We start from the raw sequence: 24,620 nt of genomic DNA, 5'->3' as shown, positions 1-24,620 counted from the left end.
TCATAATAGTATGGAAAGAGGTGGATTATTTGCTGATGAAAGAACATGAAACAGCTATTTTAGTTGGTAGTCAGGTGGATGAATCTGACCAACATTTTCACTATTCGTTACAAGAATTAGAATCACTAACCATTACTGCGCAAGGACAAGTACTTACTATGCTTACGCAAAAACAAAACCGAGTGCATCCGGCAACATATATCGGTAAAGGTAAGTTAGAAGAATTACAAGCGCTCGTAGAGGAAATGGAACCTGATTTAATTATTTTTAATGATGAATTAACACCAAGCCAACTAAGTAATCTTCAAGAAAAATTAAGTGGAAGAGTATTGGACCGCACACAGCTTATATTGGATATATTTGCACAACGAGCGAAGTCAAAAGAAGGGAAGTTGCAAGTAGAGCTAGCGCAGTTACAATACCTTCTGCCACGACTTACTGGACAGGGCATCGCTATGTCGAGGCTTGGTGGTGGAATAGGGACAAGAGGTCCTGGTGAAACGAAACTGGAATCTGATAGACGGCATATTCGTAGACGCATTGACGAAATTAAGAAGCAATTACAAGTAGTCGTGGAGCATAGGGAACGATATAGAGAAAGAAGAAAACGCAATAAAGCCTTTCAGATTGCCATTGTAGGTTACACGAATGCAGGAAAATCTACTTTATTCAATCGCATGTCCACTGCAGAATCATATGAAGAAGATAAGCTGTTTGCTACACTTGATCCAATGACGAGAAAGCTTATCCTACCAAGTGGTTATTCAGCAATTATTACGGATACGGTTGGCTTCATTCAAGAACTCCCCACAGCATTGATTGCTGCCTTCCGATCGACACTCGAGGAAGTGCGAGACGCGGATTTATTGCTTCATGTTGTTGATAGTTCCAATCCCGATTATTCCAATCATGAACAAACAGTTGAGAAATTGCTGGAAGATTTAGAGATGAATCAGTTACCACAGTTGACCGTTTACAATAAAGCTGATGAAAAGCATACAGATTTCATTCCGAAAACTGGAGAAATCTTTATCATGAGTGCTTTTAAAGAAGAAGATCGAAATGAATTAAAGAAGAAAATTGAAGAAATGGCTGTTAGTAACATGCAATATTATCATGCGGTTATCCCAGCAAATGAAGGAAGATTACTATCTGTATTAAAAAGTGATACTATTTTACGTGAACTTGTTTTTCAAGAAGAAAACCAAGAGTATAAATGTAAAGGCTATGTGTTAAAGGACCACCCAGTTTTAGGGGCATTAAAATTATATGAGATTTAAAGGAGCAATAAGTAAATATGTATGAGTACGTAAAAAACAAAAAATTAGTTCCAATGATTGAAGAAGTAGAAGAAAAAATAAGTTCTGTTCACCGATCGATTGATCAAATGATTGAAACAAATCAATACCGGGTTTTAAAAAGCTTTCAAACGCATCGTGTAAATGATACATATTTTACTCCCTCTACAGGGTATGGCTATGATGATGTAGGGAGAGAAGCGCTAGAAAAAATTTATGCGGATGTATTTGGAGCGGAGGCTGGCTTAGTCAGGCCACAGATTATTTCTGGCACGCATGCCATTTCGATTGCGTTATTTGGTGTGCTTCGCCCAGGTGATGAATTGCTATACATGACGGGAAAGCCATATGACACACTGGAAGAAATAGTCGGGCTTCGTGGTGAGAAAAATGGATCATTAAAAGAATTCGGCATTGACTATGCATGCGTTAGTTTAACTGATTCGGGAGCAGTTGATTTCGACGCAGTGCAAAAAGCAATGAAACCAAATACTAAAATGATTGGCATCCAACGCTCTAAAGGGTATGATGATCGCCCGTCTTTCACGATTGCAGAAATCAAAGAAATGATTGATTTTGTCAAAGAAATAAATCCGAATGTCGTAGTGTTTGTAGATAATTGCTACGGTGAATTTGTAGAAGAATTTGAGCCGTGCCATGTAGGGGCTGATTTGATGGCTGGGTCTCTAATCAAAAATCCAGGTGGTGGGATCGTAAAGACTGGTGGATATATTGTTGGTAAGAAAGAATGGGTGGAAGCGAGTTCCTACCGAATGACCTCTCCAGGAATTGGAGCAGAAGCAGGTGCTACTTTATATAGCCTTCTTGAAATGTTCCAAGGATTCTTCCTTGCGCCACATATTACAGGGCAAGCATTAAAAGGAGCGGTGTATACAGCGGCATTACTTGAACGTGTAGGAATGAACTCATTACCAAAATGGGATGAAAAACGCACAGATTTAATCCAATCTGTTCAGTTTGCCAATAAAGAGTTAATGATTGAATTTTGTCAGTCGATTCAAGCCGCTGCCCCTGTTGATTCCTATGTTACTCCTTATCCGAGCTCCATGCCAGGTTATGAGGATGAAGTGATCATGGCTGCAGGTGCTTTTATTCAAGGTGCTAGTATTGAATTATCAGCTGATGGTCCTATTAGACCACCATACACTGCATACGTTCAAGGCGGCTTAACATATGCCCACGTGAAAATTGCTATCACTTCCTCGCTCGATCGGTTAATAGAAAAAGGTTTAATCACTATAGAATAGGGAAATATAATAATTGGCAGTATTTTTTGCTGTTATTTTATTAAAAAATAATGTAAAATCTTTTTATTAATTATATGTTTCATTGATAGAAATATATAATGGTCGAAAAATTAGGAGGAAAAGTAAAACAATGGGGACGCTTACGAAAGAAAGTATTGCACAACTTGCTGAAGAACAAAATGTGAAATTTGTTAGACTTCAATTTACAGATATTTTAGGAACGATTAAAAATGTAGAAATTCCAATTAAGCAATTAAACAAAGCTTTGGATAATAAAATGATGTTCGATGGTTCCTCTATTGAAGGATTTGTAAGAATTGAAGAGTCAGATATGTATTTATATCCAGATCTAGATACTTGGGTCATTTTCCCGTGGACAGCGGAAAAAGGAAAAGTAGCGAGATTAATATGTGATGTGTACAATTCAGATATGCAGCCTTTTGCAGGTGATCCTCGTAGTAATTTAAAAAGAGTTTTGAAAGAAATGGAGCACTTAGGGTTTACTAATTTTAATCTTGGTCCAGAACCAGAGTTCTTTTTATTCAAACTTGATGTGAATGGTGATCCAACATTGGAATTAAATGATACCGGTGGTTATTTTGACCTTGCTCCTACAGATCTTGGTGAAAATTGCCGTCGTGACATAGTGTTAGAACTAGAAGAAATGGGTTTTGAAATTGAAGCTTCTCACCATGAAGAAGCACCAGGACAACATGAAATCGACTTTAAATATGCTGATGCTGTATCTGCTTGCGACCAAATACAAACATTTAAACTTGTTGTTAAAACAGTCGCACGTAAGCATGGACTACATGCAACTTTCATGCCAAAACCTTTGTTTGGAGTAGCTGGTTCTGGAATGCATTTTAATATGTCATTGTTCAATAATGGGGAGAATGTGTTTTTCGATGAAAACGGTGAGTTGCAAATGAGTGAAACAGCTTATCAATTTTTAGCGGGTATCATTAAACATGCTCCAGGATTTACTGCAATTACAAACCCAACAGTTAACTCTTATAAACGCCTTGTACCAGGTTACGAAGCTCCATGTTATATCGCATGGTCTGCTCAAAACCGAAGCGCCTTGGTACGAATACCATCTTCAAGAGGTTTAAGTACAAGAATAGAGGTACGAAGCGTTGACCCAACAGCAAATCCATACTTGGCAATGGCTGTATTATTAAAAGCCGGATTAAGCGGAATTGAAGGGCAATTAACACCTCCACATTCTGTTGACCGCAACATCTATATTATGGACAAAGAAGAGAGAATGGAAGAGGGAGTAATCGACTTACCTGCCAACCTCTATGAAGCCCTCGAAGAATTAAAAAAAGACGAAGTCATTAAAGCTGGCCTAGGCAATCATATCTTCGAGAACTTTATCGAAACAAAAGGAATTGAATGGGATATGTTCCGCTCACAAGTACATCCGTGGGAACGCGAACAATATTTGTCAACATATTAATTAGTGGAACCGTTGGGGCTATTGAGCTCTGGCGGTTTTTCTAGTTCATTATAAAATTAGCTAATGGTCAACACTTAATAATTGACCATTTTTTGACGAATAAAATTTACTCTATTTCCCTCATATAAGCATCAAACTTATCGATGGAACGTGTTTCGATTCGTTTAGACACATGGGCATAAACATCTGATGTTATCTGCATGCTGCCGTGCCCAAGTCTTTCTTGTACCATTTTTGTATCAGCGCCAGCCTCTAACATCATGACAGCATGAGTATGTCGTGTAGAGTGAATTGGAAGCTTTGGACCATCTATTTTTTCAAGGCATGCTTTAAAGGCGTTAAAAAGAGTTGACTTTGGTAGGGGGCTACCATCATCTCTACATAGCCCCAGATTTAAGTCATGATGATAAGTAAGCATCCTCTAGATATAGTTTATGTTGATTCTGATATTTAAGATGAGCTTGTAGTTCGGTCAATATCAATTTTCCCAAAGTAATGAGACGCTCTGAATGATAAGTCTTCGTATCCCCGAATATATCTTCATCTTTTATTGGCCGGAAATCAAGAGTTTGCTTAATTGTAATTGTGTTTTCCTTCCAGTTAATATCAGACCACTGCAGGGCGGGTGCTTCGCCCTTTCTTGTGAAAAATTATAGCCAGATAATTGCAGGAGATTATAGTGGAATGACAGCAGATTGGCGTGAAGTCCCAACAACTCGAAATGGTTGGACGAAATGGGGAACTAGAAAACCGATGTACAATAAATAAGGTAAAGCGACCTATCCATTATGTGGACGGCTAGAGTGCATTTGGCAGCATTATTTTTAAAAGCTAAAGCAACCAATAGTTTAAGTGTGATATTTCACAATCTAAGAAAGTAAGTAGAATCACACTTGTAGCAAGACCTGAAATGATATAAAACAGAATCAGCTAAATTTATGTTTAAGCATAAAATGGAAAAGCATCCAAACTGGTTCATTGGATGCTTTTTTCTACAATCTGAAACTTATTATAAGATGTCCGTCCCAGAATAATAATTATTTTTCTGTTGCTGTATTTCCCATTGCAATAGAAATTCTATTCCAACTGTTGATTTGATTGATTATTAGAATAAGGTCAACATATTGTTTTTCGTCATAATGTTCACGTACTCGTTGATAAATCTCATCTGGCACACGTTTTGCCGGAATTAAAGTCACGTACTCTGTCAACTCAAGAGCTACTTTTTCCACATCTGAATAAAATGTACACTCTCTCCAAGTACTAATACAATATAAACGTTGTTCCGTTTCTCCCATTTTTCTAGCATCTGCCGTGTGCATGTTAATACAGTAAGCACAACCATTTATTTGAGAAGCCCGAATTTTTACAAGTTCACGAAGTTTACGGTCTATACCTGTAGTTTTCGTATACTTCTCCATTTCCATCATGATTTTAAGTGCTTCTGGTGCTACATTGTAATAATCAATTCGTTGTTCCATTTTTAATTCCCTCCTTAAAAAGCTTAGTTAGCTCTGCATTTTAACACCTTTCCCTTTAATTCAAAGGGTCGCAAATTTTTCTAGTTTAGAAAGATTGTGAGTTAATATAACCTACTAATTCTTTTTCAGCTGATTTCATTATTTCTTCTTTGTCGTTAGTAAAAATGTCTAAGCCTTGAGCACGTATTAATTTCATCTGGTTAATTCCCATCATGTGTAGTACTCCGCGCATATATTGGGGCGCAATATCTAAATTTACATATCGGTAATTAGTATCATATTCACTTCCACTCGTGAGGATAAATGTGACCTTGGTAGTTTCGTCTGACATTAATCCAACTGAACCAGTTTCAGTGTATTTGAATGTTTCTCTAGCTGTTAGAATATTATCCAGATAGTCTTTAAACTTTGCAGGCACATTCCAATTATGCAAAGGCATGTAAATATAAATATAGTCTGCTGACTTCCATTGTTTAATTAATTTATATTGTGCTTCATGATTTTTTAATCGTTCAGCAGACATTTCATTAGGATTAGTAAAATTTAGAGTGTCTGCAGTAATTTGCGGGATAAAATTATTTGGATCGTAAATATTTAATACTTCGATTGTTCCTTGACCATTTAATTTTTCTTGTAAAGTTTCTAATGCAACATCTGCTAAACGGTTTGCTGCTCTTTTTTGATTGTTGTAATCAGGATGAGCCATTAATTGTAAAATATTCATTGTTCCACCTCTATTAGTTTGATTATTTTTGTCGTTCCATTCTTTATTCCAATTTATTTCCTCTTAAATAGATTTAATTAAAGATCGGGTTAATCGCCGATTAATATTGTCTATAATATATGCTGTAATTATTTTTGTCAATTGAATAAATTTGCCAAAGAGAGAGGTTTCATTTATTTGACTAGTTATCTAAATCCTCCTAAGATATAGATTGATATTCCTTAATCAAAAGTAGGTGAGTTTATATGCAATATACTGTCGGCGTTGAATATGCTTTACATTGTCTGGTTTATTTAATTGATGTTCCTTCCAAGGAGAGTGTTGGGATAAAGGATTTAGCTGAATTCCAAGGTCTTTCTGAGACATTTTTATCAAAGGTTTTCGGTAAATTATCAAAAGCAGGTATTGTTAGCTCAGTTCCTGGTGTTAAGGGTGGTTATAAACTTGCTAAATCTCCAGAAGATATTTCTTTTTGGGATGTAGTTGAAGCAATTGAAGGTCCTAAGCCTATTTTTCAATGTAAAAATATTAAAGAAAATGGCTATTTGTATCGAGAAGGATGCTGTTCAGCTCCCACTTTTTGTACCATCAATTTAGTTATGCTCTCTGCGGAAGAAAAAATGCGTGATGATTTACGTAGTAAAAAACTTTCATGGTTAAACGAAGAGCTTAATCGTGTCTTACCTAAACAAATACGTGAAGATACCCGGAAATATTTTTCGTAGATTAGCATCTAAAAAAACAAACCTCTTATTAAATTCCCTAATTAAATGGAATTTAATAAGAGGTTTTTTCTAGTTCAAGAAATGTCAATCGTTAAATACAACCACTCCTCAACTAAACTGCACGTTAGTTGAACAAGATAATTCCTACTCTATTACCTCATAAAATAACTCGAACAGGTTTTAGAAATAAGTTCTGTGCAACTGTTATCAACCCTCCATTTTTTATATTGTAATAGCCTCCTCTTAATTGAGGGAAACTTTTTGTTTAGATATCTGATGTTTATTAAATATAAACTATCTATTTATAGGGTAAAGACACTGATGCGCTGATTAAGTAAGAAGATGTTATTAGTAGTAAAATAACCTATAATGAATATAACGCTCTTATTAGTTTCCTCCCTCCATAATTGAAGGTTTTAATTGTGGAAAATAAAAATCCTCTTTTTCACCAGAGTGATTGTCCAGTCAATACCTCGCATACTTCAATATATTATTTATTAAGGTCGGCCGACTTTAATAATATTAAGGGGCGATAAGAATATGTGGTTTGAAGATGATTTTGTTGGTGGAGAAAGAGACCGGCGGAGAAGACGAGTAAGGTTAATTTGTGAATGTAGAGAAGTAAGAGGCGACCGTGAAGATCATTGTGACCATGACCGTGACCGCGACCGCGACCGCAGACGTGATCGTGACTTCGAATGCAGATGTAGAGAACGTAGAGACGATCGCTACTAAGGGATGAGTAAGAAAAAGCCCAGCGCTGACCTAGATTAAAAACTAAAAGCGACCTATCCTATATGGAAGGGTCGCTTTTTTTAGCTTGTTATTGACTCTCCTTCTTATTGAACTAGTGCACCAGTTCGTAAAATAAGGTTAACCAGATTTTAAAATGTACCCTATAGAGTAGACACTTAAAAAAGGTCTGCTTCTAGAGTTACTTTTATGTATAATGAAAAAAATAGGGAATCGGAGAACATTTATATGTCAAAAAAACAATTTACTGAAAAAGAAATAGAATTACTATCTAATAATCGATATGTTCAATCTGTAAGTTCAAAGGGTGTTACATATACAGACGAATTTAAGAGGATTTTTATAACGGAAAATGAGAAGGGGAAATTGCCAAGACGGATATTCGAAGAGAATGGTTTTGATATTGAAGTCATTGGTATCGTAAGAGTACAAAGGTCTACTTCTAGATGGTGTAATGCTAATAAATCAGGCGTATTGGGACTTAGAGATACACGAACACGAAAAGAAAATTCGGGGAGGCCAACTACGAAAAATCTTTCTCTAGAAGAAAAGAATGCTAGATTAGAAGCTCAAATTCAATTGTTTAGGGCTGAAAATGAGTTACTAAAAAAGTTAGACATGATGGAAAGGAGGCTGGAGAGAAACGAGTAAAAGTCTCTTCTGAACAGAGGTTTCTTTTAATACGTTCAGTGATTGAAAAGTACAAACTCAAAAAGATGGTAAGTTTCTTATGCAAGATTTCGGGGATTTCACGCTCAGGTTATTATAACTACTTTACTTCAAAATCTCAGGAAAGAAGAGAAAAACGAGAAAAAGAAGACATGATTATTAAAGGGAATATTTTAAAGGCTTTTAATTTCAAACGCCGAAAAAAGGGTGCACGACAGATTAAGATGACATTAGAAGGACAGTTTCAAATTACTTATAACTTGAAGCGAATTCGAAGAATTATGAAGAAATACAAAATCGTCTGTCCTATTAGAAGAGTGAATCCTTACAAGAAAATGTTAAAGGCCACTCAAGAACACACTGTACTGCCCAATTTATTAAACCGCAAGTTTAAACAAGGAATTCCGGGAAAAGTACTTCTCACTGATATAACTTATTTATATTACAGTGATGGACAGAAGGCTTATCTATACACTATTAAAGATAGTTCAACCAATGAAATACTTGCCTATAATGTGTCCAATAGAATGACATTAGATTTAGCTACAGATACATTAGTAAAATTAATGAAGAATAAACGAGTAAAGTTGGCAGAAGGAGCTTTTATTCACTCTGATCAAGGAGTGCATTATACAAGTCCGACCTTTCAAAAACAGGTGAGAAAACTAGGGATTGGACAAGAAGAGGAAACTGTTGGGATAACGCTCCCCAAGAATCTTTCTTTGGTCACTTCAAAGATGAAGCCTATATAAAGCCGTGTAATACAATAGAAGAACTTAAAAGAGAAATCAAAAGTTATATGACGTACTATAACAATTTCAGGTACCAATGGAACTTAATGAAGATGACTCCTGTACAATACAGAAATCATCTTCTCCATGTGGCATGACCTTTTTCAAAATGTCCTTTACAAAGGGTACAATTTATTTTACTGGTTGACCTTATAGTGGAATATCAAATTATTTTTTATCTCTTATTTCTTCCAGTATTTCTATTACACGATTGTTTTGTTTTTCTAAAGATTTTAACGTTTTTTCAATCACGCTTGAAGAGAAAAACACAATTAATACAATGCTACTCCAATTATTGAATCTATATCCATTCCCCTCCGTCTATGTAAATGTTTGCCTATGTATTTTTATTTAATACTACATACGTTTAAAAAGGCTCAAAGTTACATTCTTGTTCAAGTATTTTGCCCCATTAGTTAAACAAAGGTATTTTATCCTTTATTAACTCGTAAAAACTACTTGGAAACGTCCGGGTTTAAAAGTTAAAAGCAACCTATCAATTATGTGAGGGGCGCTTTTGTGTAAACAACTTACATTTAAATAGACTTGTTAAAATATTCTATACCTAATATTACTAGTCCAAAAATTACAAACAATAATCCTACAATAAATGGGAAGCCTAGGAATAAACTTTCAACAACATCATCCCCATATTGCTTCTCTCCAAAAATTGCAAACCACAACTTTGACTTACCAGACCAACCGGTAATATTAGGAACATATATTGCTGCTGCCAAGATAATAGTTAGCGTAGTAAATAAACCTCCTAGCATTATAAATCCACCAATTACTGTCCTTTTCATTCTTTTCTTCCTCCTCGACAATAAAACTAAATATTCCTACTTTTATTATCTCATAAAAAATAGCCAAACAGGTTTAAGAAAAACGTCATGAGCATAAAGATTTTGTTTCTTTAATTTTAAAATACCTGTTAATCGAGAGGATTTAAAACATATAGTTAAAGCGTATGAAACTTTGTTAGAGAAACAATCGGATAAATAATAGGTTACTGGAGTCTTAAACAATGAAAAAGCGACCTCCTTGGCGAATTGGTAGCCTTTTTGTATTTTTTAGCGTTTAAAACAAGGAGTTTCTTTTATATATCTAGAATCATAAATATTAATGAGGTGACCTATAGAGTAATATTAGAGGAGGGATTGATAGATTGTTTTTTTAAAAAATGACAAATGATGAAAGAAGTAGTACTGAAAAGGCTATAAAAATAGGATTTGTTTTTTATATGATTGCTTTATCAGCAAAGTTCTATATACTCATCTTTTACAAACCCGGGATTTAATATCTCATTTATGATTTTAATGATGGGATTGGTAGTTTTTTTGTAAGTGATTTTATACTAAATAAATTTAAAAGACCTTGGAATGCCAACACAATTATAGTTTGAAGATGAGGAGAGTGTTTATTATGAAAATGATAAAGTTTAGTATTTTGTTTATACTGTTATCAACCCTCTGAATTTAATATATTGTGTAGCTTCTTCGTTATTGAGGAGGTTTTTTATTTACCTAATTTTCCAGTTTTGATCAAACGTACATTCGAGAAATTTTACCTGGAAGGATTATTAAAGTGAGCTGCAGGTACACAAAACCAACTTGAAAAGATTTACCTATCTAATGATGGAACCCGTTTCGCACCGTAATATTAAGGTGCGAAAAGTACCAGAGGATGGCGTATAAGCCTATTGTTACTATAGGAAGAAATCCCGCACATTTTTTATACCTGAAAATAACGAATCCCGCAAGAAATATTAAAACGCAGATTGGTAGAAATATAAATACAATTAATGTTAAAGCATCAATTGTGAAACACCTCGCTTCAATTCTTACTGTACATACTTGGTAAAAGAAGTTACATCTAAATACCAAATATTAAGATAACATTTTATATCAAATTTCTTCATTATGATAATCTCCAAGCAGGAATTAAAGAGTGGAATTTAAAAAAGAAGCTCATGATAATATGCATGACTGCATATAAAACTAACGTTATCAAATATGTCAAAAACCATGTTTGTATAGGCTCATTCAAAAAGAAGAAAAGCAAAAGCATACCGATTGGGAAAGGTACTAAGATAATTAACCACATGGGGGCTTTTAGTGCCTCCGTAACTGCTCCTAATAAGACTACAGAAGTACCAATTATAAAAGATTGCCAAGTTGATAACCCATTACTGAGTATGAGACTACCGAGGAAATAAGAGAAAGCTGTTAATAAGATGGCTAAAAGGAAATCAAAATAATATTTCACGAATGCCCCACCTTTTCGGAAGATAAAATATCTATTACTATGCATATTCTATCATTAATTCCAGATTAAGAAATAGGTAGTTTGTATATATTTACTGCTCCTTCCACAGGAAGTCTGTAATTATTCAAAAAAATAAGCCTCCGATTTAGGAGACTTATTACCAATTTGCCTTCTTTAATCCAGGAATTTGGCCTTTATAAGCAAGTTCCCTGAAGCAAATACGGCAAAGTTTAAATGTGCGATAAACAGAATGTGGTCATCCACATTTCTGACAACGTGTATACGCTTGAACTTTATATGTTGTAGTACGTTTTTGTTTAATGATCATAGACTTTTTAGCCGTATTTTTAAACTCCTTTACAATTGAGGGAGGATACACTTCTAATTATATAGGAGTCTGCTGGTAATTAATTCACTTATAAAAGCTGATTTGTCATGAAAAAGGGGAGCAACCTCCTTAGCATATTTTTTGAATAAGCTCAATTGAATTATTTTTCGGTGAATTGACAAGCGATGATACTTCGTATGCTTCCATTAAGTTTTCATCTAGTGGTGTTAGCAGTTTATTCAGTTGATCTATATCAGTAATTGATTTATCAAGCCAAATTTTCTCGTCAGCTGGATTGAGAATGACAGGCATACGGTCGTGAATGTCTCTAACAAGCTTATTAGGTTTTGTAGTGATAACAGTGCAAGAGTAGATAGACTCACCCTCTGGAGATTTCCACGATTCCCACAATCCAGCCATTGCAAATAGATTATCTGATTTAAGTTTGATGCGCATAGGTGTTTTTGTCTTATCGTCATGGCGTTTCCATTCATAGAAACTATCAGCAAGAATTAAACAGCGTTTATTTTTATAGGCATTGCGGTAGCTAGGCTTTTCGGACAAGGTTTCAGATCGAGCATTAATCATTTTATATCCGATCTTTATATCTTTCGCCCAAGAGGGGATCAGACCCCACCGAAGATATCCTAGTCGGTTGTTGGTCCCATCGTTAATTACAGCTAATACAGATTGGGATGGAGCGACGTTATAGTTCGGGTTGTATAAGTCCGCGTCAATCATTTGTTGAATATCGAATCGATCGATTATTTCTTCAAACGTTGCAAAAAGGGTAAAGCGTCCGCACATAGGATCACCTCGTAAAATGTTTGGTACATTGTATCAAATAAAAAATGGAATTCAAAATTAGGATTGAAGTGTGAGTATATAAATTAGAAATAATATTTTTCAATAGAAAACGGGAGAAGAATGATAGGTATGAAAAAGACGACTCCAAAAAAAAAACGATGACAAGATTGTCATATATATATCGTCTGAATTAAATAGTCTATTGAAAAAAGAGGGTTTAGTGCACTTGCTAAAGAAAATATTACTATGCGCTACGACCTGGGTAAGATAGCAGAAAGAGTGGATCAATTCGTAAAGAAATGGAGGCATCCTTCGAGGTGCTATTTATTAAGCCTAAAATAAATAGCAACAAGCACCGATATTAATGTCGGGGGTGTAATATGCAAAAAATAGATTTTAGTCCAATGAAAGAAACCTTAGATAATATATTATTGCAACTAGTAATATGGTTAGGAATGTCAGCGGTAGCGTATATTGTGGTGTACTTTATTCTTCGTTTATTAAGGATCCCTATAGGTATCTGTCATTTTATATCTGTAATTGTATGTTTGATCGTGATGTATTACACGCTGATGAATGGTTATATACCAGGATTTACTTGAAACGAGAAAAAGGTAGTAGGTATTTATCTTTTTATGTCGAAATGAGTAGACATAGCTTTGAGAACGACAATTCGGAAATAATAATGACACAACTAAGAAATAACAGAGCAATATAAAGTTTTGAAGGGAGTTTTTATTATCGATGAAAAAAAGTTTTCTAGTACTATGTATTAAAAGAATTCAACAGAAGAAATCAAGACAATAAAGAAAATAATGTAAGGCTACTTTATAAAAATTTATAGATACGATGAGATTAGCTAGCTAATAAAAAGTTCAAAATTGTTTTATGATGGCATGAGGATTTGGAGATAGCTCAATTACATCTGAAGGTCAGAAGTACCTATATAACAATTCTAATCGCTCTTAGTGGTGCTATTTTTGTATACCGAAAATAAAACCCCATCATCTGATAGGGTTAAATGCTCTTCATCATTCCGCAGTTCTTACATTTGCGAACGAGATTAGAATCTTGTATATAGCTTTTAAATCCGCCATGTGCGCAATTATCACAACGGCCACTATTTATATCAGGAGAATCTCTTAAATCATAAATAATGTTTAGGTCGTAATCTTTCGTTTCTTCTATGATGATCACCCTTTGCGTTTAAACCACTAGCTAATGATAGCATAAGGGGAACGTTAAGGAAATCCAGTTAAAAGACAGGGTTTTAATTTCTGTGACAAATGTTGTCATAATAGGGAGGAAGGGGGGAAACTAATACCACTAATTAGAACGTACGCAATAAACATAAGGACATATATGAAAAAGAGCTCAGGAAGCATCTGGCGAAGTTGTTAAAATAAGTATTGAGATTGCAAGGGAATTAGGTATTTTATAGTTAGTTAGCAAAAGCATCCTATGGAGTGCTTTTAATTATGTCCAAATGTAAGTATATGTAAATGACGAATTGGGAGGAAATTCAGAATGGGTGGGAAACTACTAAAATAACGTTAGCTGCATTAGCGAAACACATATGATGTAAAAGCTGGTATATAATAAAGAGCGAAATACCGTGAAGCGAGGTTATTAGGGGCAATGATGAAAGTCTTGCTGAATCAAAGTCTTAAACGAATATTTACACAACGAACACATTATATTAGCATTCGATGGGTAAGATAGTTATAAGCTACTATGAAGGTGAGGTGTTTTTCATGTTTGGACGAATCTTTAATATCTTTAAAGGGACAAAAACAGAATACGAAGAACCTCATTTTTACGAAGAGCACTTGGAATTAGATGAAGAAGCAGATTTTGATGAATCTTATGAGGAATATGAGCCTGAAAACAAGCATTATTTTTATTAGGAGCCTTGAAGGGCTTTTTTTTATTTCAATGAAGGATTTCCTCTCCTTATGTCGAATGGTGAGGAGAGGGAGGGGATAATAATGGAACAAGTGGTACACGAAATTTTATCTCCGAGTAATCAATATAAAGTGCAAATTATTAAACGCAAGGATGGTCTTTTTTCCACAGAAGTATATAGGTGGCAGGAAGATTGTGGATATGAGTATTGGAGTCCTATTAAAAAAGGGTTATCTCTTATAGATACAGAGGAAGGTGCAGTGACCTTAGCTTTTGAACATTTAAAAGAGTATTCTGGTGAAAATCTCTCACCTTAATTATTTCACTAACCGTAACCAGATATTGAGTAAGAAAGTACTGTGGACTTGCAGGGTTGCCAAATAAATGAAGGAAATAAGACAAAGCGGCCTGTCCATAAGAATAGGTCGCTTGACAGTGCTTCTTATTCAATTAAGTACATACTTCCTTGTTGGTTATATCTCGATTTTCAAAATTGAATATTTTGAAAGAGTGAAACGGTCAGAATTAGTGTGGATAAGGAAGCCGCGGTCATTAAGGTTATTATTTTTTGTCCGTTCTTTTCTTTTGAGGGCTTTACAAGCTCCCGGGACACTGCAATCCATATAACAATAGAAACTATAGCTACTATGTTAATAATATTTGTAGGCATATTTAATACCTCCTTTCTTATATTTTAGCACAACAAGTTGAATTTTAAGAGTGGCCAATGCCTCCGCAATCTGGATATATTGTAGAACATCGGTTAATCATTGCTCTTACACCAATCTCCTCGTTATATGATTCTACACATTATTAACTCATAACTCGGCACAAACTAAAGGATAGAAGCGATCTATTGAATAATATTTTAAAATGTGTATAATACAAAGTAATTACATACCTTGAATGTTTTCTAGGGTTCCGCAACTGCGAATGTTGGTCTGGTCCAAGAGAAAACTCACAGCTATGCTGTGTCACGGAAGGATAAAAGCCTGGGAGGAACTGTTTTTTAACAGTTATCTCTTGGGCTTTTTTTGTTTTCTTATGGGAAAGAATATAATCGGAGGTGCTATTTGAATGAACACAAACTGGGTTAAAGTAGTAGTCGCTGCTTTTTTCGAAGTGTTTTGGGTGATTGGATTAAAACACGCAGATGATTTTTGGACTTGGACTGGAACAGTTATTGCTATTATCGTTAGTTTTTATTTAATGATTATGGCTGGCAAAAAATTACCTGTTGGAACTGTCTATGCGGTTTTTGTTGGACTAGGTACAGCTGGAACAGTTTTTTCCGATATCGTATTTTTTGATGAACCATTTAAAATAGAAAAAGTTATTTTAATTTTTGTTTTATTAGGAGGGGTAGTTGGTTTGAAATTAGTTACTAAAGACACCGATAAAGAAGGAGTTGAATCTTAATGGCTTGGGTTTCTTTAGTTGTTGCAGGTTTATTTGAAATGTTTGGCGTTTTAATGATAAATAAGTTGCATAAAGATCGTAATTGGCAATCGGTGTTATTTCTAATTCTTGGATTTGGGGCAAGTTTTGTGTTTCTTGCTTATTCAATGAAAACACTCCCTATGGGTACGGCTTATGCAATTTGGACAGGAATTGGTGCGTCTGGTGGAGCAATTTTAGGTATGATTATATATGGTGAATCAAAAGATTGGAGAAGACTTATTTTTATAGGCATGGTCTTAGGTGCTGCAGTAGGTCTAAAACTCGTTTCATAAAAGCTCTTTTAGATCATAATATAAAGAAGATAATCTATTTAATTAAATAAATTATCTTCTTTATATTTGTATTCTTCTTCAACTAAACTGCCCTGTTAGTACAATAAGAAAAGCATTACGTTTGTTGCATTAAAGCACTCGTTATTTTAATGATTCCCAATCTAAAATCATTGTTTTACATTGAACTCTTGCTTTAACAATGAATACATATATAAATCATCAAATTTTCCGCAAGTAAACTCATAACTTCTCAAAAGTCCTTCCCTAACAAACCCCTGTTTTTCTGCTAATTTTTGTGACGGTATATTAGGAGGTTCTATTAACGCTTCTATCCGTTGTAAATTCATCTGATCAAATCCATATTTAATAACAGCTTCAAAAGCTTCACTTGCTATTTCCTTCCCCCAGTGCTCTCGACTTAACTCCACACCAATTTCAGAACGATAATGCTGTGAAACTAAGTTCAGAAAACCACAACTACCAATTACTTCTTCTTGGTCCTTCAACGTAATCCCCCATCTTATTCCTGTTCTCTTTTCGAATATTGATCTATACCACGAAATCTCATCCAATGCGTCATCAATGGACTTAAATGGTTCTAATCCAACGTACATCATGACTTCTTTATCAGACAAATACTTTAGAAGACTATTCGCGTCATCTTTTGTTACTTGTCTTAAAATCAATCTATCTGTTTCAAGTATAGGAAATGCATTTACTGCTACCACGATAAACCTCCCCTAAATAATTATTATCAATAGTCTTTCAAGTCTTTACTTGGATAAAAGAGGAAGTCATTGTTGTTCAAACAAACTGCTCCATTAATGGAAAGGATTAACTGCTTTGTTCTATGCGGAGTAGGACGCTGTTTTTATTAGTTATTAGCGTCTGTTTTATTGAACCAAAGTGCTAGTTGGGGAAGGGATCTTATTTATTTCCTCCCACTTACTCAAATACATACGTTCTGTGAGTTTTTTTGGATTATCCAATTTGCAAATAAATTCTAAACTATTACCATCAGAGTCATTAAAATGAATTTTAGCATGTGCATAATCTTGCTGTGGCATCACAAAAGGTTCAATTGGTTCAAAACCAAATGCCTCTCTGGGTTTATACCCTTTATTCTTGAGCCAATTAACAGAGTTTTTTAATCCTTCTAAGGATACTTGAAAAGCTATGTGTTTTATGGAAGGATGGTATTCAAGTTCTACTTTATCGGTTATCCATAATCCCAACCAACTTTTATCTTTTACTATCCACAAAAATGCCAATCTATCCTCAACGATATGGTCAAGTTCAAGCCCAAGTCCAGTGTAGAATTCTATTGAACGCTTTAAATCCCTTACTGGTAAATGTGCTTCATATAATCCCAGTATCATTCGAAAACCTCCATATTTTATTATGTATCCTTGTTAAATTCCGCTTAGTTAGTTGTTAAAGCTAATTTCTACTTTATTGTCTCATAAAAATAGCCAGGTCGGGTTTTAAAAAAAATAAAATGAGCAATAATGTTATCTTTTTATATGTCATAAAAAAACAGCCCTCACGATTGTGGAGGCTTAATCAATAACGTCTCTCCAAATTCATCAAATGCGTGCTTAAAATCAAATGCAAAAGGAGTGGGACCATGCTGAATATAGTAGTTGAATCTCTTGAATGCTTCTTCCCATGAAACATCCTTCACCTTTTCGGTCCACCAAACTACATATGAAAGGTGTTTTTTAGGATAAGGCTCCATCCAACTGCTCCTATTTTGTAGCGCTTGGATATGCCTACCTGAATAAGTAAAACGATGTAAGGAATGAAGGTTTTTCCAAACAGTTAGTGTCAGGACAGGATAACCCTTTCCTTTGGCTTCTTCAGGGAAAGGCACTCCTTCTGATGAAAATTCCTCTATAAGATCTCCTGATCCATATGCTTGGCGCATTACTTTATATCCCACTTCATAAAACTCACGAGAGGTTGGATGATCATAGGGATAGTTTAGTCTTCCAACAGTATAGATTGAAATTAATCCCATAAACAGCCCTCCATTTACAGACTTTACCTAGATATATTCAAGTAAAACGTGAAAATTCCTTCTTTAACTTACCTGTCTCTTTTATTGGTTTTATCGGGAAGTCCATTCCGCAAGTATCAAACCTATTTAATTCTCTTATACTTATATTCTCTTTCATTTGAATTACTGTCCATTTATGCCTAGTAAAGATATTTTTTGTATACTCTTCAAAGATCTAGTTAGCATTGTTTTTGATTATCTCTGAAAGAAGGGAGTACATATCTGTTCTAATTTGCATAAAACTTTGTCTAATATTTCCTGCAATAAATTTTATTCTTACATTTGATACCAATAATAAACCGAATGAGTGTGACTTAAGCTATGGATACTTAATTGAGGTAAATCTGACTTTTTTAATTTTCTTCTACATGCATTAAATAATGTTGATTCAGGAAGAGGAGATACATTTTTATGGCTAGAAACCAAGTGTAACGCTTGGCTATGTCTAGCAAGGTATGGTTCTTGCGCAACAAGATAAAGTATACGAGAGATCACTAAGGTTATAGAGATGGAGCTACATTGGCATTTAAGTTCATGTGAATGGTGATGAGAGCGAGGCTACTCCGTTTACTAGATACAATATTCCCGCTGTATCACTAGATAGACTTTTCTTCGAGAGATTAACTTGAAAATTGATAAAGGCCGTTTTCTAAAAGAGTGTTGCTTATTATAGATATATTATAATAAAAGAAAGAAATTGAGACTTTTTGGAAAAACAATCGTCTTATTATATAAAGGGGGAGATAATCTGGAAAAATATAATAGTAAATACCGAGTTAAAATTGCATAATATATTCAAGTTTCTGTAAACCCAAGTACACAGCATGGAAAACAAATTGACTATATTATAGATAAGGCCGAATATGATATTTTATCTAGCGTCCTTTAGTATTTCGGGTTCTCATTCGAAAAAAGTCACATATCTTACAACTCATCCAAAACGGTCATTTTAAGTTAGAACAATATAGAGAGTAGAATAATATGAAAAAAAAATCCATACTAATCGTTTTTTTTGCAGTGACCATCATAGCTATCGTATTAGTTTTCAAGTATTTATATTCAGAAGAATATAATATTGAGTATTCCAATTCTTCCATGGAGAAATTTCTAACTAAAAATATTGAGAGAAAATCAATAGAATATATTCAATTAAAAGAGCTAAAGAAAACCAATACAGTCCTATTTCAATTCAAATACACAGATGGTCATTTAGGTTATGCTCATTTTGAAAAAGGTATTAATAAAAAGGTAAAATTTATCAGTAGCAATTCCGTTCCAGAGATTACCTATCAAGAATTTGAAACTAATAATGGTCTGTATGGAGTGATACTGGGTAAAAATGATAACTTAAAAATAAGTCGTATAGAGGCTGAATTAAGTTCCGAAAATATGTATTCATTTACTGTAGATGTATCAGGCTCTGATTACTTTATTGAGTACAATAAGTTACCTGAAGGTATTTCTAACACTTATCTAGGGCAATTGATACTATTTGATAGTAATAAGAATATTATTGATGATTAAAAGGGCAAAATTTGTAAGAAATATGGGCTTAAAAATTCAAGGTAAGGGCCAGTAAGAATACGCAGTTGTTAAATAAGACAAATCGACCTATCCATTTATATGGACGGGTCGATGTTGTAGGGTGTTATTGATGATTTACACTTTTTTAACTATAGCTCAGATACTCAATAAGGAATATGTGTATTGATTTAAATTGCCAGGAAGCAATGGTATCCTTGTCCTGAGATCTTGAAGTGAATATCAATTCAGAATCCACGGATTAAAGCGTTGATTTAGCAATTCTAAAACCGATATCATCTATATTAAAATCAGGCATACTCTTGCGACGACAAGTAGCCCCACACCCACGTTCTTCTTCCGCCCAACTACCTCCTCGAATTATTCTGTAATTACCGAATTTCTCTTCATCATATAAGTCCCAACACCACTCCCAAATATTACCTATCATGTCGTATAAGCCCCATTCATTAGGTGCTTTTTCACCAACTACATGTACACGTTCGTTAGAATTATCTTTATACCATGCAATTTCATCAATTTGACCATACCGATATCCTTTTGATTTTGCTTTACATGCATATTGCCATTCAGCATCTGTCGGTAAACGAAAACCATTAGAGCTATAATTGCATACAACTGATTTACTTTCCATATCACAATCATAAAACCTGTCATAACCCAGCGTTTCAGACAGTAAATTACAAAAAAACACTGCATCTAACCATGAAACATTAACAACGGGTTTTTGATTTTTTTTCGATGTTAAAAGTTCTTTCTGCATAATAAACTCATAAAGTTCTTCTGTTACAGCATATTTGCCAAGATAGAATGACTTTATTTCAACATTTCGAATAACTTCCTTTAAATTTTTTCTTATACCCGGCATTCCAAATTTATAATTTGAACTAATCCATTTTTGGTCGTCTTGAAAATCTCGTATGCGGATTTCTCCTTCAGGAATATACACCATTAATTCTTTTAAATACTCATTTAAGTTATCTATCATCGTCCTCTCCTAGTCATGAATTTTTAATTTTTTTATTAGATTTCTATATAGGAGTTAGAATTTCATTATTTCTTATAAAATATCCAGGGCGGTATAGGAAAAACATAATGAGCAATACTGTTATCAACCCTCCTTTTTATTATGAGGCCAGCCATCCTCACATATGGGTAGGTCGATTTGTCTAATTTACTGAACATCATATTTTAACCCTCGAATAATCCACCTTGATTAATACTCTATTTAATTTAAGCGGTCGCTTTAATTTATCACGAATTACTAATAATTACCCTCTTAAAGTAGAAAACTGTTGTGACACCTAATAATTCCCATCCTTCGGTTCCAAAGGCATTTAACTTTTCAGTTATTATTGTTTCACTTAAAACCTCCTACTAGTAGACGTTAGATTAATTAATTCTGTGTGCAAGACAAAATACCTTCTACAATTATTTACCACTTGCATAAAGAACTTGTGTTCGCATATACTTTATACAAACGCACGTTCGGAGGTTTTGGACATGGATGGACTTTTAAGAAGAGCTGTAGGTACACAAGATAAGATCGAAATGATTTACTTATCTAATGATGGAACTGTTTCTCAACGTACCATTAAAGTACTAAAAGTAACGAATGAATCAATAAAAGCCTATTGCTATTACAGGAAAAAGTTTCGAACTTTTAAACTCACTAATATTCTTTCTGTCGGACCTTTACGACAAAAGAGGGGTGCATAAAATGGCTAAACCCACCAAAAGACAAAAGGATGTAATGAATGTAATTGAATTTTATGTTAGCGACAAAGGATACTCACCATCATGCAAAGAACTGTCAAAAATGATAGGTACCACCTCCGTTTTAACTACAGTGTCTGGCCACCTAGATAAATGGAAAGAAAAAGGATACATTACGTTCGCACCGGGAATACCAAGAACGATTAGAATGGAAAAATCCATTTCTGCGTGAGGGGGATTTCTGGTGAAGGGAAAGATAATATTCCTTGTCGATATGCAATCGTTTTATGCGTCAGTTGAAAAAGTATGTGACAACTCTTTAAAGGATAAACCTGTTATTGTGGCAGGGGACCCAGAGCGTAGGAGTGGTATCGTTTTAGCTGCGTGTCCAATAGCGAAGAAATACGGTATTACCACAGCGGAAACATTAGGATCAGCAAAACTCAAGTGTCCTCACGTTGAGGTAGTACGTCCTCATATGCAACGATATATAGATGTATCAATAGTGATAAGCCGTATCATGGAGCAATTTACAGACTTGGTGGAGCCATTCTCAATAGATGAACAATTTATGGATGTCACTGGCAGCCAAAAGTTATTTGGTAACTATTATGAGATCGCTAAGGCTGTGCAAAAGTGGATCTTAAATGATACTGGCATTTATTCGAGGATTGGTATTGGTCCTAACAAGATACTTGCGAAGATGGCCTGTGATAATTTTGCCAAGAAAAATAAGGATGGAATTTTCAAACTAGATCAAAGCAACATGGATCAACTATGGAAACTACCTGTGGGAAAGATGTTTGGAGTTGGTAGCAAAATGAATCGACATCTCCAAGGCATGGGTATTTACTCAATCGGTGGATTGGCATCCTTTCCAAAAGAGCTACTTAAGAAAAAATGGGGGATCAATGGTGAGGTGCTGTGGCAGACAGCTAATGGAATTGATTATTCTCCAGTCACAGTAAAAACACATAACCAACAAAAGGCGATAGGTCATCACATGACATTACCAAGGGATTATATGGATATTAATGATATAAAAGTCGTATTACTAGAGCTATGTACCGAAGTAGCGAGAAGATGTAGAGCGAAGGGCTACATGGGCGTTACCGTATCATGTGGTATTCGTGGTGCTGACTTTAATTTTCCTACTGGTTTTCATAGGCAGATAACACTGCCGATCCCGACCAATTACGATATGGATATCTTTAATGCTGCCTTTAAATTATTTTTGGAGTTCTGGGATCGTCAGTCAATAAGAAGTTTGGGTGTGACGATGAGTAATTTACAACCAGCTAATAATTATCAAATTGATTTGTTTGATAATTATTTAAACAGGGAACAATTGAATGTAGCTCTGGACACTATTTGGAATAAATATGGACGTACTGCCATATACAGAGCATCATCTCTTACAAGTGCGGGGCAGGCTAATGAAAGAGCACGCAAAATTGGAGGGCATTATAAATGAATATTAATAAACTAACTCCTGGATACAATTTAAGATGGGAATCCAGCAGAATGATGTTGCCTGAACACAGGGAACAGTTTCTATCAAATAAAATAGATAAAAAGAGAATAAATAAGCCGATTCTTGATGAAAACCAGTTAGAGGAGATCGATAACCATTTACACTTAGCTATAGGGTTTCATTATCTTGTGAAATTTTCATTATGGATGGAAGGATTCACAAAAGAAATAACAGGTCATATCCATTATATAGATGTACTCAACAAGCATGTTCGAATTGTAGATTTAAATGGTAAAGTACATAGGATTGAAAATAGATCGATTATTGATATTAATTTTATAGATTAAAGAAAGTCCATTTCATTGGAGGTGGATTTTTTAAAAGGCCAGACCTGGTTAAAAAGTTTCTCCAAAAAACGCCCCAAAATTTCCCCGCTTTTATGAAAAGAAAAAATTAATTTGAAAAGGTTTTATTAATATAACATTCTAGACTGGTTTTAAAATAGAGATATATCGCCAAACATGGTTGGCGATATATTAAGAAATGAAACCGTTGAGCCCAAGATTTTTACTTTTAACAACGGAAGGAAATCATCTGTTTAAAAAGCGTGAATTACATACCGTTGATTTATGCTTCTGAATGGCGCTTACCGAGGGCCTGCGGGTATCATCTGTACTTTAACCCCTAAGAGAGACTCGTTTGTGGTTATGATTGAATCACCTATGAATTGGTCTTACGCCGATGTCTAATCATACAAGAGGACATGTTGAATAAGATTATAATCCGCTTGAAAGCGAGTAAACTGTGTGCGACTGTTCAGTTCCTCATATATTGCACATCAAACTTACTCTTCATTACATTTTTTCTGCTAGGCAAATGAATTTACTGAGATCTTTTCTATCCCCATATTATACAAGTTCCCGTTTTTCTGAATGTTTTTCCCGATTCATTTACCATGTTGCATAGTTAAGTGCAACTGCATAACTAACCCAGGCAGCATATGGCAACATTAGCGTTCCCGCTAGCTTGCTTTTTCGATAAAAGTAATAGGTGTTTAAGTTCACGGATGTCCACAAAAGCATAGCATCTACGAGAGCAGTGCCACGCAAGTTCCAGCGAAAAAATAGAAAAGACCAAAGATAATTAAGGCCAAGCTGTGTGGAATAGGTGATGTCCCCGTATGTTTGCAGACTGCCTTTTTGAGACTTTTGATCAAACTGATATTTAGCAATTCCCATTGTTGTATAAAGACTTGTCCAAGCTACAGGAAAAACCCAACTTGGAGGAGCAAATTTTGGTCTCTCCAAATGTTGGTACTTCGCTTTTGCAGACCTTGTTGCGAGGACGCCAGCAATCGTCCCACCAATGAGAGGAACAGCAATCGATCTTATCATTTTCCATTTGTTTTTATTCGTCATCATACAAGTTCGCTCCTTTATCGTATATTAACAAATCGCTATTACGAGTCTGTGTACAATATTAATTCCCTTTTTTTATTAAAAATAACAAGGTAAATTAATTCTGAGAAAAGATGTAAGGTAATGTTTGATAAAATAGCAGAAATTTCTCCAGAAGAAGTTAATAAACTAACAAACCAATATAAGGCAGAGGTATAGT

28 protein-coding genes, 2 pseudogenes and 1 riboswitch are annotated in these 24,620 nt (G+C 34.6%); of the genes and pseudogenes, 16 read left to right on the top strand and 14 right to left on the bottom strand.

Going from position 1 to position 24,620, the window contains the following annotated elements; translation table 11 throughout:
* Positions 1-35 precede the first annotated feature (35 nt).
* The 3 genes from hflX (at position 36) to glnA (ending at position 4,031) form a co-directional block, all read left to right on the top strand.
* Positions 36-1,280 (top strand): GTPase HflX, encoded by a 1,245-nt coding sequence (gene hflX, locus BLE01S_RS07920; RefSeq protein ID WP_066139411.1) that lies wholly within the window; start codon positions 36-38, stop codon positions 1,278-1,280.
* A gap of 17 nt (positions 1,281-1,297) precedes the next feature.
* Entirely contained in the window at positions 1,298-2,566 is a 1,269-nt protein-coding gene (locus BLE01S_RS07915) for a methionine gamma-lyase family protein (RefSeq protein WP_066139409.1), read from the top strand.
* A 130-nt stretch (positions 2,567-2,696) separates the two neighbouring features.
* Positions 2,697-4,031, top strand: a complete 1,335-nt coding sequence (gene glnA, locus BLE01S_RS07910) for a type I glutamate--ammonia ligase (RefSeq protein ID WP_066139405.1) — start codon at positions 2,697-2,699, stop codon at positions 4,029-4,031.
* Positions 4,032-4,137: 106 nt separating this feature from the next.
* Here the strand turns inward: glnA and BLE01S_RS21125 are convergent, their stop codons facing one another.
* Complete coding sequence (locus tag BLE01S_RS21125) at positions 4,138-4,449, bottom strand: tyrosine-type recombinase/integrase (protein WP_066139402.1); 312 nt, start codon at positions 4,447-4,449, stop codon at positions 4,138-4,140.
* Positions 4,450-4,673: 224 nt separating this feature from the next.
* Here BLE01S_RS21125 and BLE01S_RS21285 point away from each other — a divergent pair, with 224 nt between their 5' ends.
* On the top strand, positions 4,674-4,799 hold the full coding sequence (locus BLE01S_RS21285; protein ID WP_274379905.1) for a hypothetical protein: 126 nt from the start codon (positions 4,674-4,676) through the stop codon (positions 4,797-4,799).
* A gap of 269 nt (positions 4,800-5,068) precedes the next feature.
* Here BLE01S_RS21285 and BLE01S_RS07900 read toward each other — a convergent pair whose 3' ends face one another.
* Positions 5,069-5,512: a carboxymuconolactone decarboxylase family protein gene (locus BLE01S_RS07900; RefSeq protein ID WP_066139398.1), complete on the bottom strand. Its 444-nt coding sequence runs from the start codon at positions 5,510-5,512 to the stop codon at positions 5,069-5,071.
* Between the two features lie 85 nt (positions 5,513-5,597).
* Complete coding sequence (locus BLE01S_RS07895) at positions 5,598-6,236, bottom strand: FMN-dependent NADH-azoreductase (RefSeq protein ID WP_066139395.1); 639 nt, start codon at positions 6,234-6,236, stop codon at positions 5,598-5,600.
* 245 nt (positions 6,237-6,481) lie between these two features.
* Between BLE01S_RS07895 and BLE01S_RS07890 the strand changes: the two genes are divergently transcribed.
* The 3 genes and pseudogenes from BLE01S_RS07890 to BLE01S_RS20415 all read left to right on the top strand — a co-directional run bounded on the left by BLE01S_RS07890 (position 6,482) and on the right by BLE01S_RS20415 (position 9,272).
* The gene (locus tag BLE01S_RS07890) at positions 6,482-6,961 is read left to right on the top strand and encodes an RrF2 family transcriptional regulator (RefSeq protein WP_066139392.1); all 480 of its coding nucleotides are present in this window, start codon (positions 6,482-6,484) and stop codon (positions 6,959-6,961) included.
* 540 nt (positions 6,962-7,501) lie between these two features.
* Positions 7,502-7,696 (top strand): hypothetical protein, encoded by a 195-nt coding sequence (locus BLE01S_RS20770; protein WP_145981930.1) that lies wholly within the window; start codon positions 7,502-7,504, stop codon positions 7,694-7,696.
* 246 nt (positions 7,697-7,942) lie between these two features.
* A pseudogene (locus BLE01S_RS20415) lies at positions 7,943-9,272 on the top strand (IS3 family transposase).
* 438 nt (positions 9,273-9,710) lie between these two features.
* On the opposite strand, the gene BLE01S_RS07875 reads toward BLE01S_RS20415, so the two are convergent.
* The 5 genes and pseudogenes from BLE01S_RS07875 to BLE01S_RS21525 all read right to left on the bottom strand — a co-directional run bounded on the left by BLE01S_RS07875 (position 9,711) and on the right by BLE01S_RS21525 (position 13,771).
* Positions 9,711-9,977: a hypothetical protein gene (locus BLE01S_RS07875; RefSeq protein WP_066139387.1), complete on the bottom strand. Its 267-nt coding sequence runs from the start codon at positions 9,975-9,977 to the stop codon at positions 9,711-9,713.
* A 1,114-nt stretch (positions 9,978-11,091) separates the two neighbouring features.
* Entirely contained in the window at positions 11,092-11,439 is a 348-nt protein-coding gene (locus BLE01S_RS07870; protein WP_066139384.1) for a hypothetical protein, read from the bottom strand.
* A gap of 157 nt (positions 11,440-11,596) precedes the next feature.
* A pseudogene (locus BLE01S_RS20410) lies at positions 11,597-11,767 on the bottom strand (type Z 30S ribosomal protein S14).
* Positions 11,768-11,896: 129 nt separating this feature from the next.
* Positions 11,897-12,574 (bottom strand): SOS response-associated peptidase, encoded by a 678-nt coding sequence (locus BLE01S_RS07865; RefSeq protein WP_066139381.1) that lies wholly within the window; start codon positions 12,572-12,574, stop codon positions 11,897-11,899.
* A 1,017-nt stretch (positions 12,575-13,591) separates the two neighbouring features.
* Entirely contained in the window at positions 13,592-13,771 is a 180-nt protein-coding gene (locus tag BLE01S_RS21525; RefSeq protein WP_082788622.1) for a DUF8096 family protein, read from the bottom strand.
* A 557-nt stretch (positions 13,772-14,328) separates the two neighbouring features.
* On the opposite strand from BLE01S_RS21525, the gene BLE01S_RS20765 reads away from it, so the two are divergent.
* A complete protein-coding gene (locus tag BLE01S_RS20765; RefSeq protein ID WP_157419487.1) occupies positions 14,329-14,481 on the top strand; it encodes a hypothetical protein in 153 nt (50 codons plus the stop codon).
* Positions 14,482-14,562: 81 nt separating this feature from the next.
* The gene (locus tag BLE01S_RS07855; protein WP_066139375.1) at positions 14,563-14,796 is read left to right on the top strand and encodes a hypothetical protein; all 234 of its coding nucleotides are present in this window, start codon (positions 14,563-14,565) and stop codon (positions 14,794-14,796) included.
* Between the two features lie 170 nt (positions 14,797-14,966).
* Here the strand turns inward: BLE01S_RS07855 and BLE01S_RS20975 are convergent, their stop codons facing one another.
* Positions 14,967-15,149, bottom strand: coding sequence for a hypothetical protein (locus BLE01S_RS20975; protein WP_066139372.1), 183 nt, complete (start codon positions 15,147-15,149; stop codon positions 14,967-14,969).
* Between the two features lie 232 nt (positions 15,150-15,381).
* Positions 15,382-15,480, top strand: a riboswitch (guanidine-I (ykkC/yxkD leader).
* Positions 15,481-15,556: 76 nt separating this feature from the next.
* On the opposite strand from BLE01S_RS20975, the gene BLE01S_RS07845 reads away from it, so the two are divergent.
* Both BLE01S_RS07845 and BLE01S_RS07840 read left to right on the top strand, forming a co-directional pair.
* Positions 15,557-15,898 (top strand): DMT family transporter, encoded by a 342-nt coding sequence (locus BLE01S_RS07845; protein ID WP_066139369.1) that lies wholly within the window; start codon positions 15,557-15,559, stop codon positions 15,896-15,898.
* Complete coding sequence (locus BLE01S_RS07840; RefSeq protein ID WP_066139366.1) at positions 15,898-16,212, top strand: DMT family transporter; 315 nt, start codon at positions 15,898-15,900, stop codon at positions 16,210-16,212. Before BLE01S_RS07845 ends, BLE01S_RS07840 begins: the two co-directional genes overlap by 1 nt.
* A 167-nt stretch (positions 16,213-16,379) precedes the next feature.
* Here the strand turns inward: BLE01S_RS07840 and BLE01S_RS07835 are convergent, their stop codons facing one another.
* The 3 genes from BLE01S_RS07835 to BLE01S_RS07825 form a co-directional block, all read right to left on the bottom strand.
* Entirely contained in the window at positions 16,380-16,940 is a 561-nt protein-coding gene (locus BLE01S_RS07835; RefSeq protein ID WP_066139364.1) for a GNAT family N-acetyltransferase, read from the bottom strand.
* Positions 16,941-17,105: 165 nt separating this feature from the next.
* The gene (locus BLE01S_RS07830) at positions 17,106-17,591 is read right to left on the bottom strand and encodes a VOC family protein (RefSeq protein WP_066139361.1); all 486 of its coding nucleotides are present in this window, start codon (positions 17,589-17,591) and stop codon (positions 17,106-17,108) included.
* Between the two features lie 164 nt (positions 17,592-17,755).
* Positions 17,756-18,232, bottom strand: a complete 477-nt coding sequence (locus BLE01S_RS07825; RefSeq protein ID WP_066139359.1) for a DUF3291 domain-containing protein — start codon at positions 18,230-18,232, stop codon at positions 17,756-17,758.
* Positions 18,233-19,252: 1,020 nt separating this feature from the next.
* Here BLE01S_RS07825 and BLE01S_RS07820 point away from each other — a divergent pair.
* The gene (locus tag BLE01S_RS07820; RefSeq protein ID WP_066139356.1) at positions 19,253-19,795 is read left to right on the top strand and encodes a hypothetical protein; all 543 of its coding nucleotides are present in this window, start codon (positions 19,253-19,255) and stop codon (positions 19,793-19,795) included.
* A gap of 259 nt (positions 19,796-20,054) precedes the next feature.
* Here BLE01S_RS07820 and BLE01S_RS07815 read toward each other — a convergent pair whose 3' ends face one another.
* The gene (locus tag BLE01S_RS07815) at positions 20,055-20,801 is read right to left on the bottom strand and encodes a formylglycine-generating enzyme family protein (RefSeq protein ID WP_066139353.1); all 747 of its coding nucleotides are present in this window, start codon (positions 20,799-20,801) and stop codon (positions 20,055-20,057) included.
* Between the two features lie 515 nt (positions 20,802-21,316).
* Here BLE01S_RS07815 and BLE01S_RS07810 point away from each other — a divergent pair.
* The 4 genes from BLE01S_RS07810 to BLE01S_RS07795 are packed head-to-tail and all read left to right on the top strand — an operon-like array spanning position 21,317 to position 23,350.
* Positions 21,317-21,532: a WYL domain-containing protein gene (locus BLE01S_RS07810; RefSeq protein ID WP_066139351.1), complete on the top strand. Its 216-nt coding sequence runs from the start codon at positions 21,317-21,319 to the stop codon at positions 21,530-21,532.
* A gap of 1 nt (position 21,533) precedes the next feature.
* Positions 21,534-21,761: a LexA family protein gene (locus tag BLE01S_RS07805; protein WP_066139349.1), complete on the top strand. Its 228-nt coding sequence runs from the start codon at positions 21,534-21,536 to the stop codon at positions 21,759-21,761.
* A gap of 12 nt (positions 21,762-21,773) precedes the next feature.
* Positions 21,774-23,003: a DNA polymerase IV gene (locus BLE01S_RS07800; RefSeq protein WP_439950967.1), complete on the top strand. Its 1,230-nt coding sequence runs from the start codon at positions 21,774-21,776 to the stop codon at positions 23,001-23,003.
* Complete coding sequence (locus BLE01S_RS07795) at positions 23,000-23,350, top strand: YolD-like family protein (RefSeq protein WP_066139347.1); 351 nt, start codon at positions 23,000-23,002, stop codon at positions 23,348-23,350. The genes BLE01S_RS07800 and BLE01S_RS07795 overlap by 4 nt, the downstream gene beginning before the upstream one ends.
* Before the next feature lie 603 nt (positions 23,351-23,953).
* On the opposite strand, the gene BLE01S_RS07790 is transcribed toward BLE01S_RS07795, so the two are convergent.
* Positions 23,954-24,424, bottom strand: coding sequence for a TspO/MBR family protein (locus BLE01S_RS07790; RefSeq protein WP_082788620.1), 471 nt, complete (start codon positions 24,422-24,424; stop codon positions 23,954-23,956).
* Positions 24,425-24,620: the final 196 nt, after the last annotated feature.

This window comes from Lederbergia lenta NBRC 16444 (assembly GCF_001591545.1).
Classification (GTDB): Bacteria; Bacillota; Bacilli; order Bacillales; family Bacillaceae_C; genus Lederbergia; species Lederbergia lenta.
Note: the sequence above shows the minus strand (reverse complement) of the source record. Positions and strands in the feature narration are given on the sequence as shown.

Coding starts and splice junctions, on each gene's coding strand:
- BLE01S_RS07845 (WP_066139369.1), top strand. CDS start 15,557: ATGAACACAAACTGGGTTAAAGTAGTAGTCGCTGCTTTTTTCGAAGTG.
- BLE01S_RS07830 (WP_066139361.1), bottom strand. CDS start 17,591: ATGATACTGGGATTATATGAAGCACATTTACCAGTAAGGGATTTAAAG.
- BLE01S_RS07875 (WP_066139387.1), bottom strand. CDS start 9,977: ATGAAAAGGACAGTAATTGGTGGATTTATAATGCTAGGAGGTTTATTT.
- BLE01S_RS07900 (WP_066139398.1), bottom strand. CDS start 5,512: ATGGAACAACGAATTGATTATTACAATGTAGCACCAGAAGCACTTAAA.
- BLE01S_RS20765 (WP_157419487.1), top strand. CDS start 14,329: ATGTTTGGACGAATCTTTAATATCTTTAAAGGGACAAAAACAGAATAC.
- BLE01S_RS07890 (WP_066139392.1), top strand. CDS start 6,482: ATGCAATATACTGTCGGCGTTGAATATGCTTTACATTGTCTGGTTTAT.
- BLE01S_RS07855 (WP_066139375.1), top strand. CDS start 14,563: ATGGAACAAGTGGTACACGAAATTTTATCTCCGAGTAATCAATATAAA.
- BLE01S_RS07820 (WP_066139356.1), top strand. CDS start 19,253: ATGAAAAAAAAATCCATACTAATCGTTTTTTTTGCAGTGACCATCATA.
- BLE01S_RS07895 (WP_066139395.1), bottom strand. CDS start 6,236: ATGAATATTTTACAATTAATGGCTCATCCTGATTACAACAATCAAAAA.
- BLE01S_RS07815 (WP_066139353.1), bottom strand. CDS start 20,801: ATGATAGATAACTTAAATGAGTATTTAAAAGAATTAATGGTGTATATT.
- BLE01S_RS07795 (WP_066139347.1), top strand. CDS start 23,000: ATGAATATTAATAAACTAACTCCTGGATACAATTTAAGATGGGAATCC.
- BLE01S_RS20975 (WP_066139372.1), bottom strand. CDS start 15,149: ATGCCTACAAATATTATTAACATAGTAGCTATAGTTTCTATTGTTATA.
- hflX (WP_066139411.1), top strand. CDS start 36: ATGAAAGAACATGAAACAGCTATTTTAGTTGGTAGTCAGGTGGATGAA.
- BLE01S_RS07840 (WP_066139366.1), top strand. CDS start 15,898: ATGGCTTGGGTTTCTTTAGTTGTTGCAGGTTTATTTGAAATGTTTGGC.
- BLE01S_RS07805 (WP_066139349.1), top strand. CDS start 21,534: ATGGCTAAACCCACCAAAAGACAAAAGGATGTAATGAATGTAATTGAA.
- BLE01S_RS07790 (WP_082788620.1), bottom strand. CDS start 24,424: ATGATGACGAATAAAAACAAATGGAAAATGATAAGATCGATTGCTGTT.
- BLE01S_RS07915 (WP_066139409.1), top strand. CDS start 1,298: ATGTATGAGTACGTAAAAAACAAAAAATTAGTTCCAATGATTGAAGAA.
- glnA (WP_066139405.1), top strand. CDS start 2,697: ATGGGGACGCTTACGAAAGAAAGTATTGCACAACTTGCTGAAGAACAA.
- BLE01S_RS07865 (WP_066139381.1), bottom strand. CDS start 12,574: ATGTGCGGACGCTTTACCCTTTTTGCAACGTTTGAAGAAATAATCGAT.
- BLE01S_RS21125 (WP_066139402.1), bottom strand. CDS start 4,449: ATGCTTACTTATCATCATGACTTAAATCTGGGGCTATGTAGAGATGAT.
- BLE01S_RS20770 (WP_145981930.1), top strand. CDS start 7,502: ATGTGGTTTGAAGATGATTTTGTTGGTGGAGAAAGAGACCGGCGGAGA.
- BLE01S_RS07810 (WP_066139351.1), top strand. CDS start 21,317: ATGGATGGACTTTTAAGAAGAGCTGTAGGTACACAAGATAAGATCGAA.
- BLE01S_RS07825 (WP_066139359.1), bottom strand. CDS start 18,232: ATGGGATTAATTTCAATCTATACTGTTGGAAGACTAAACTATCCCTAT.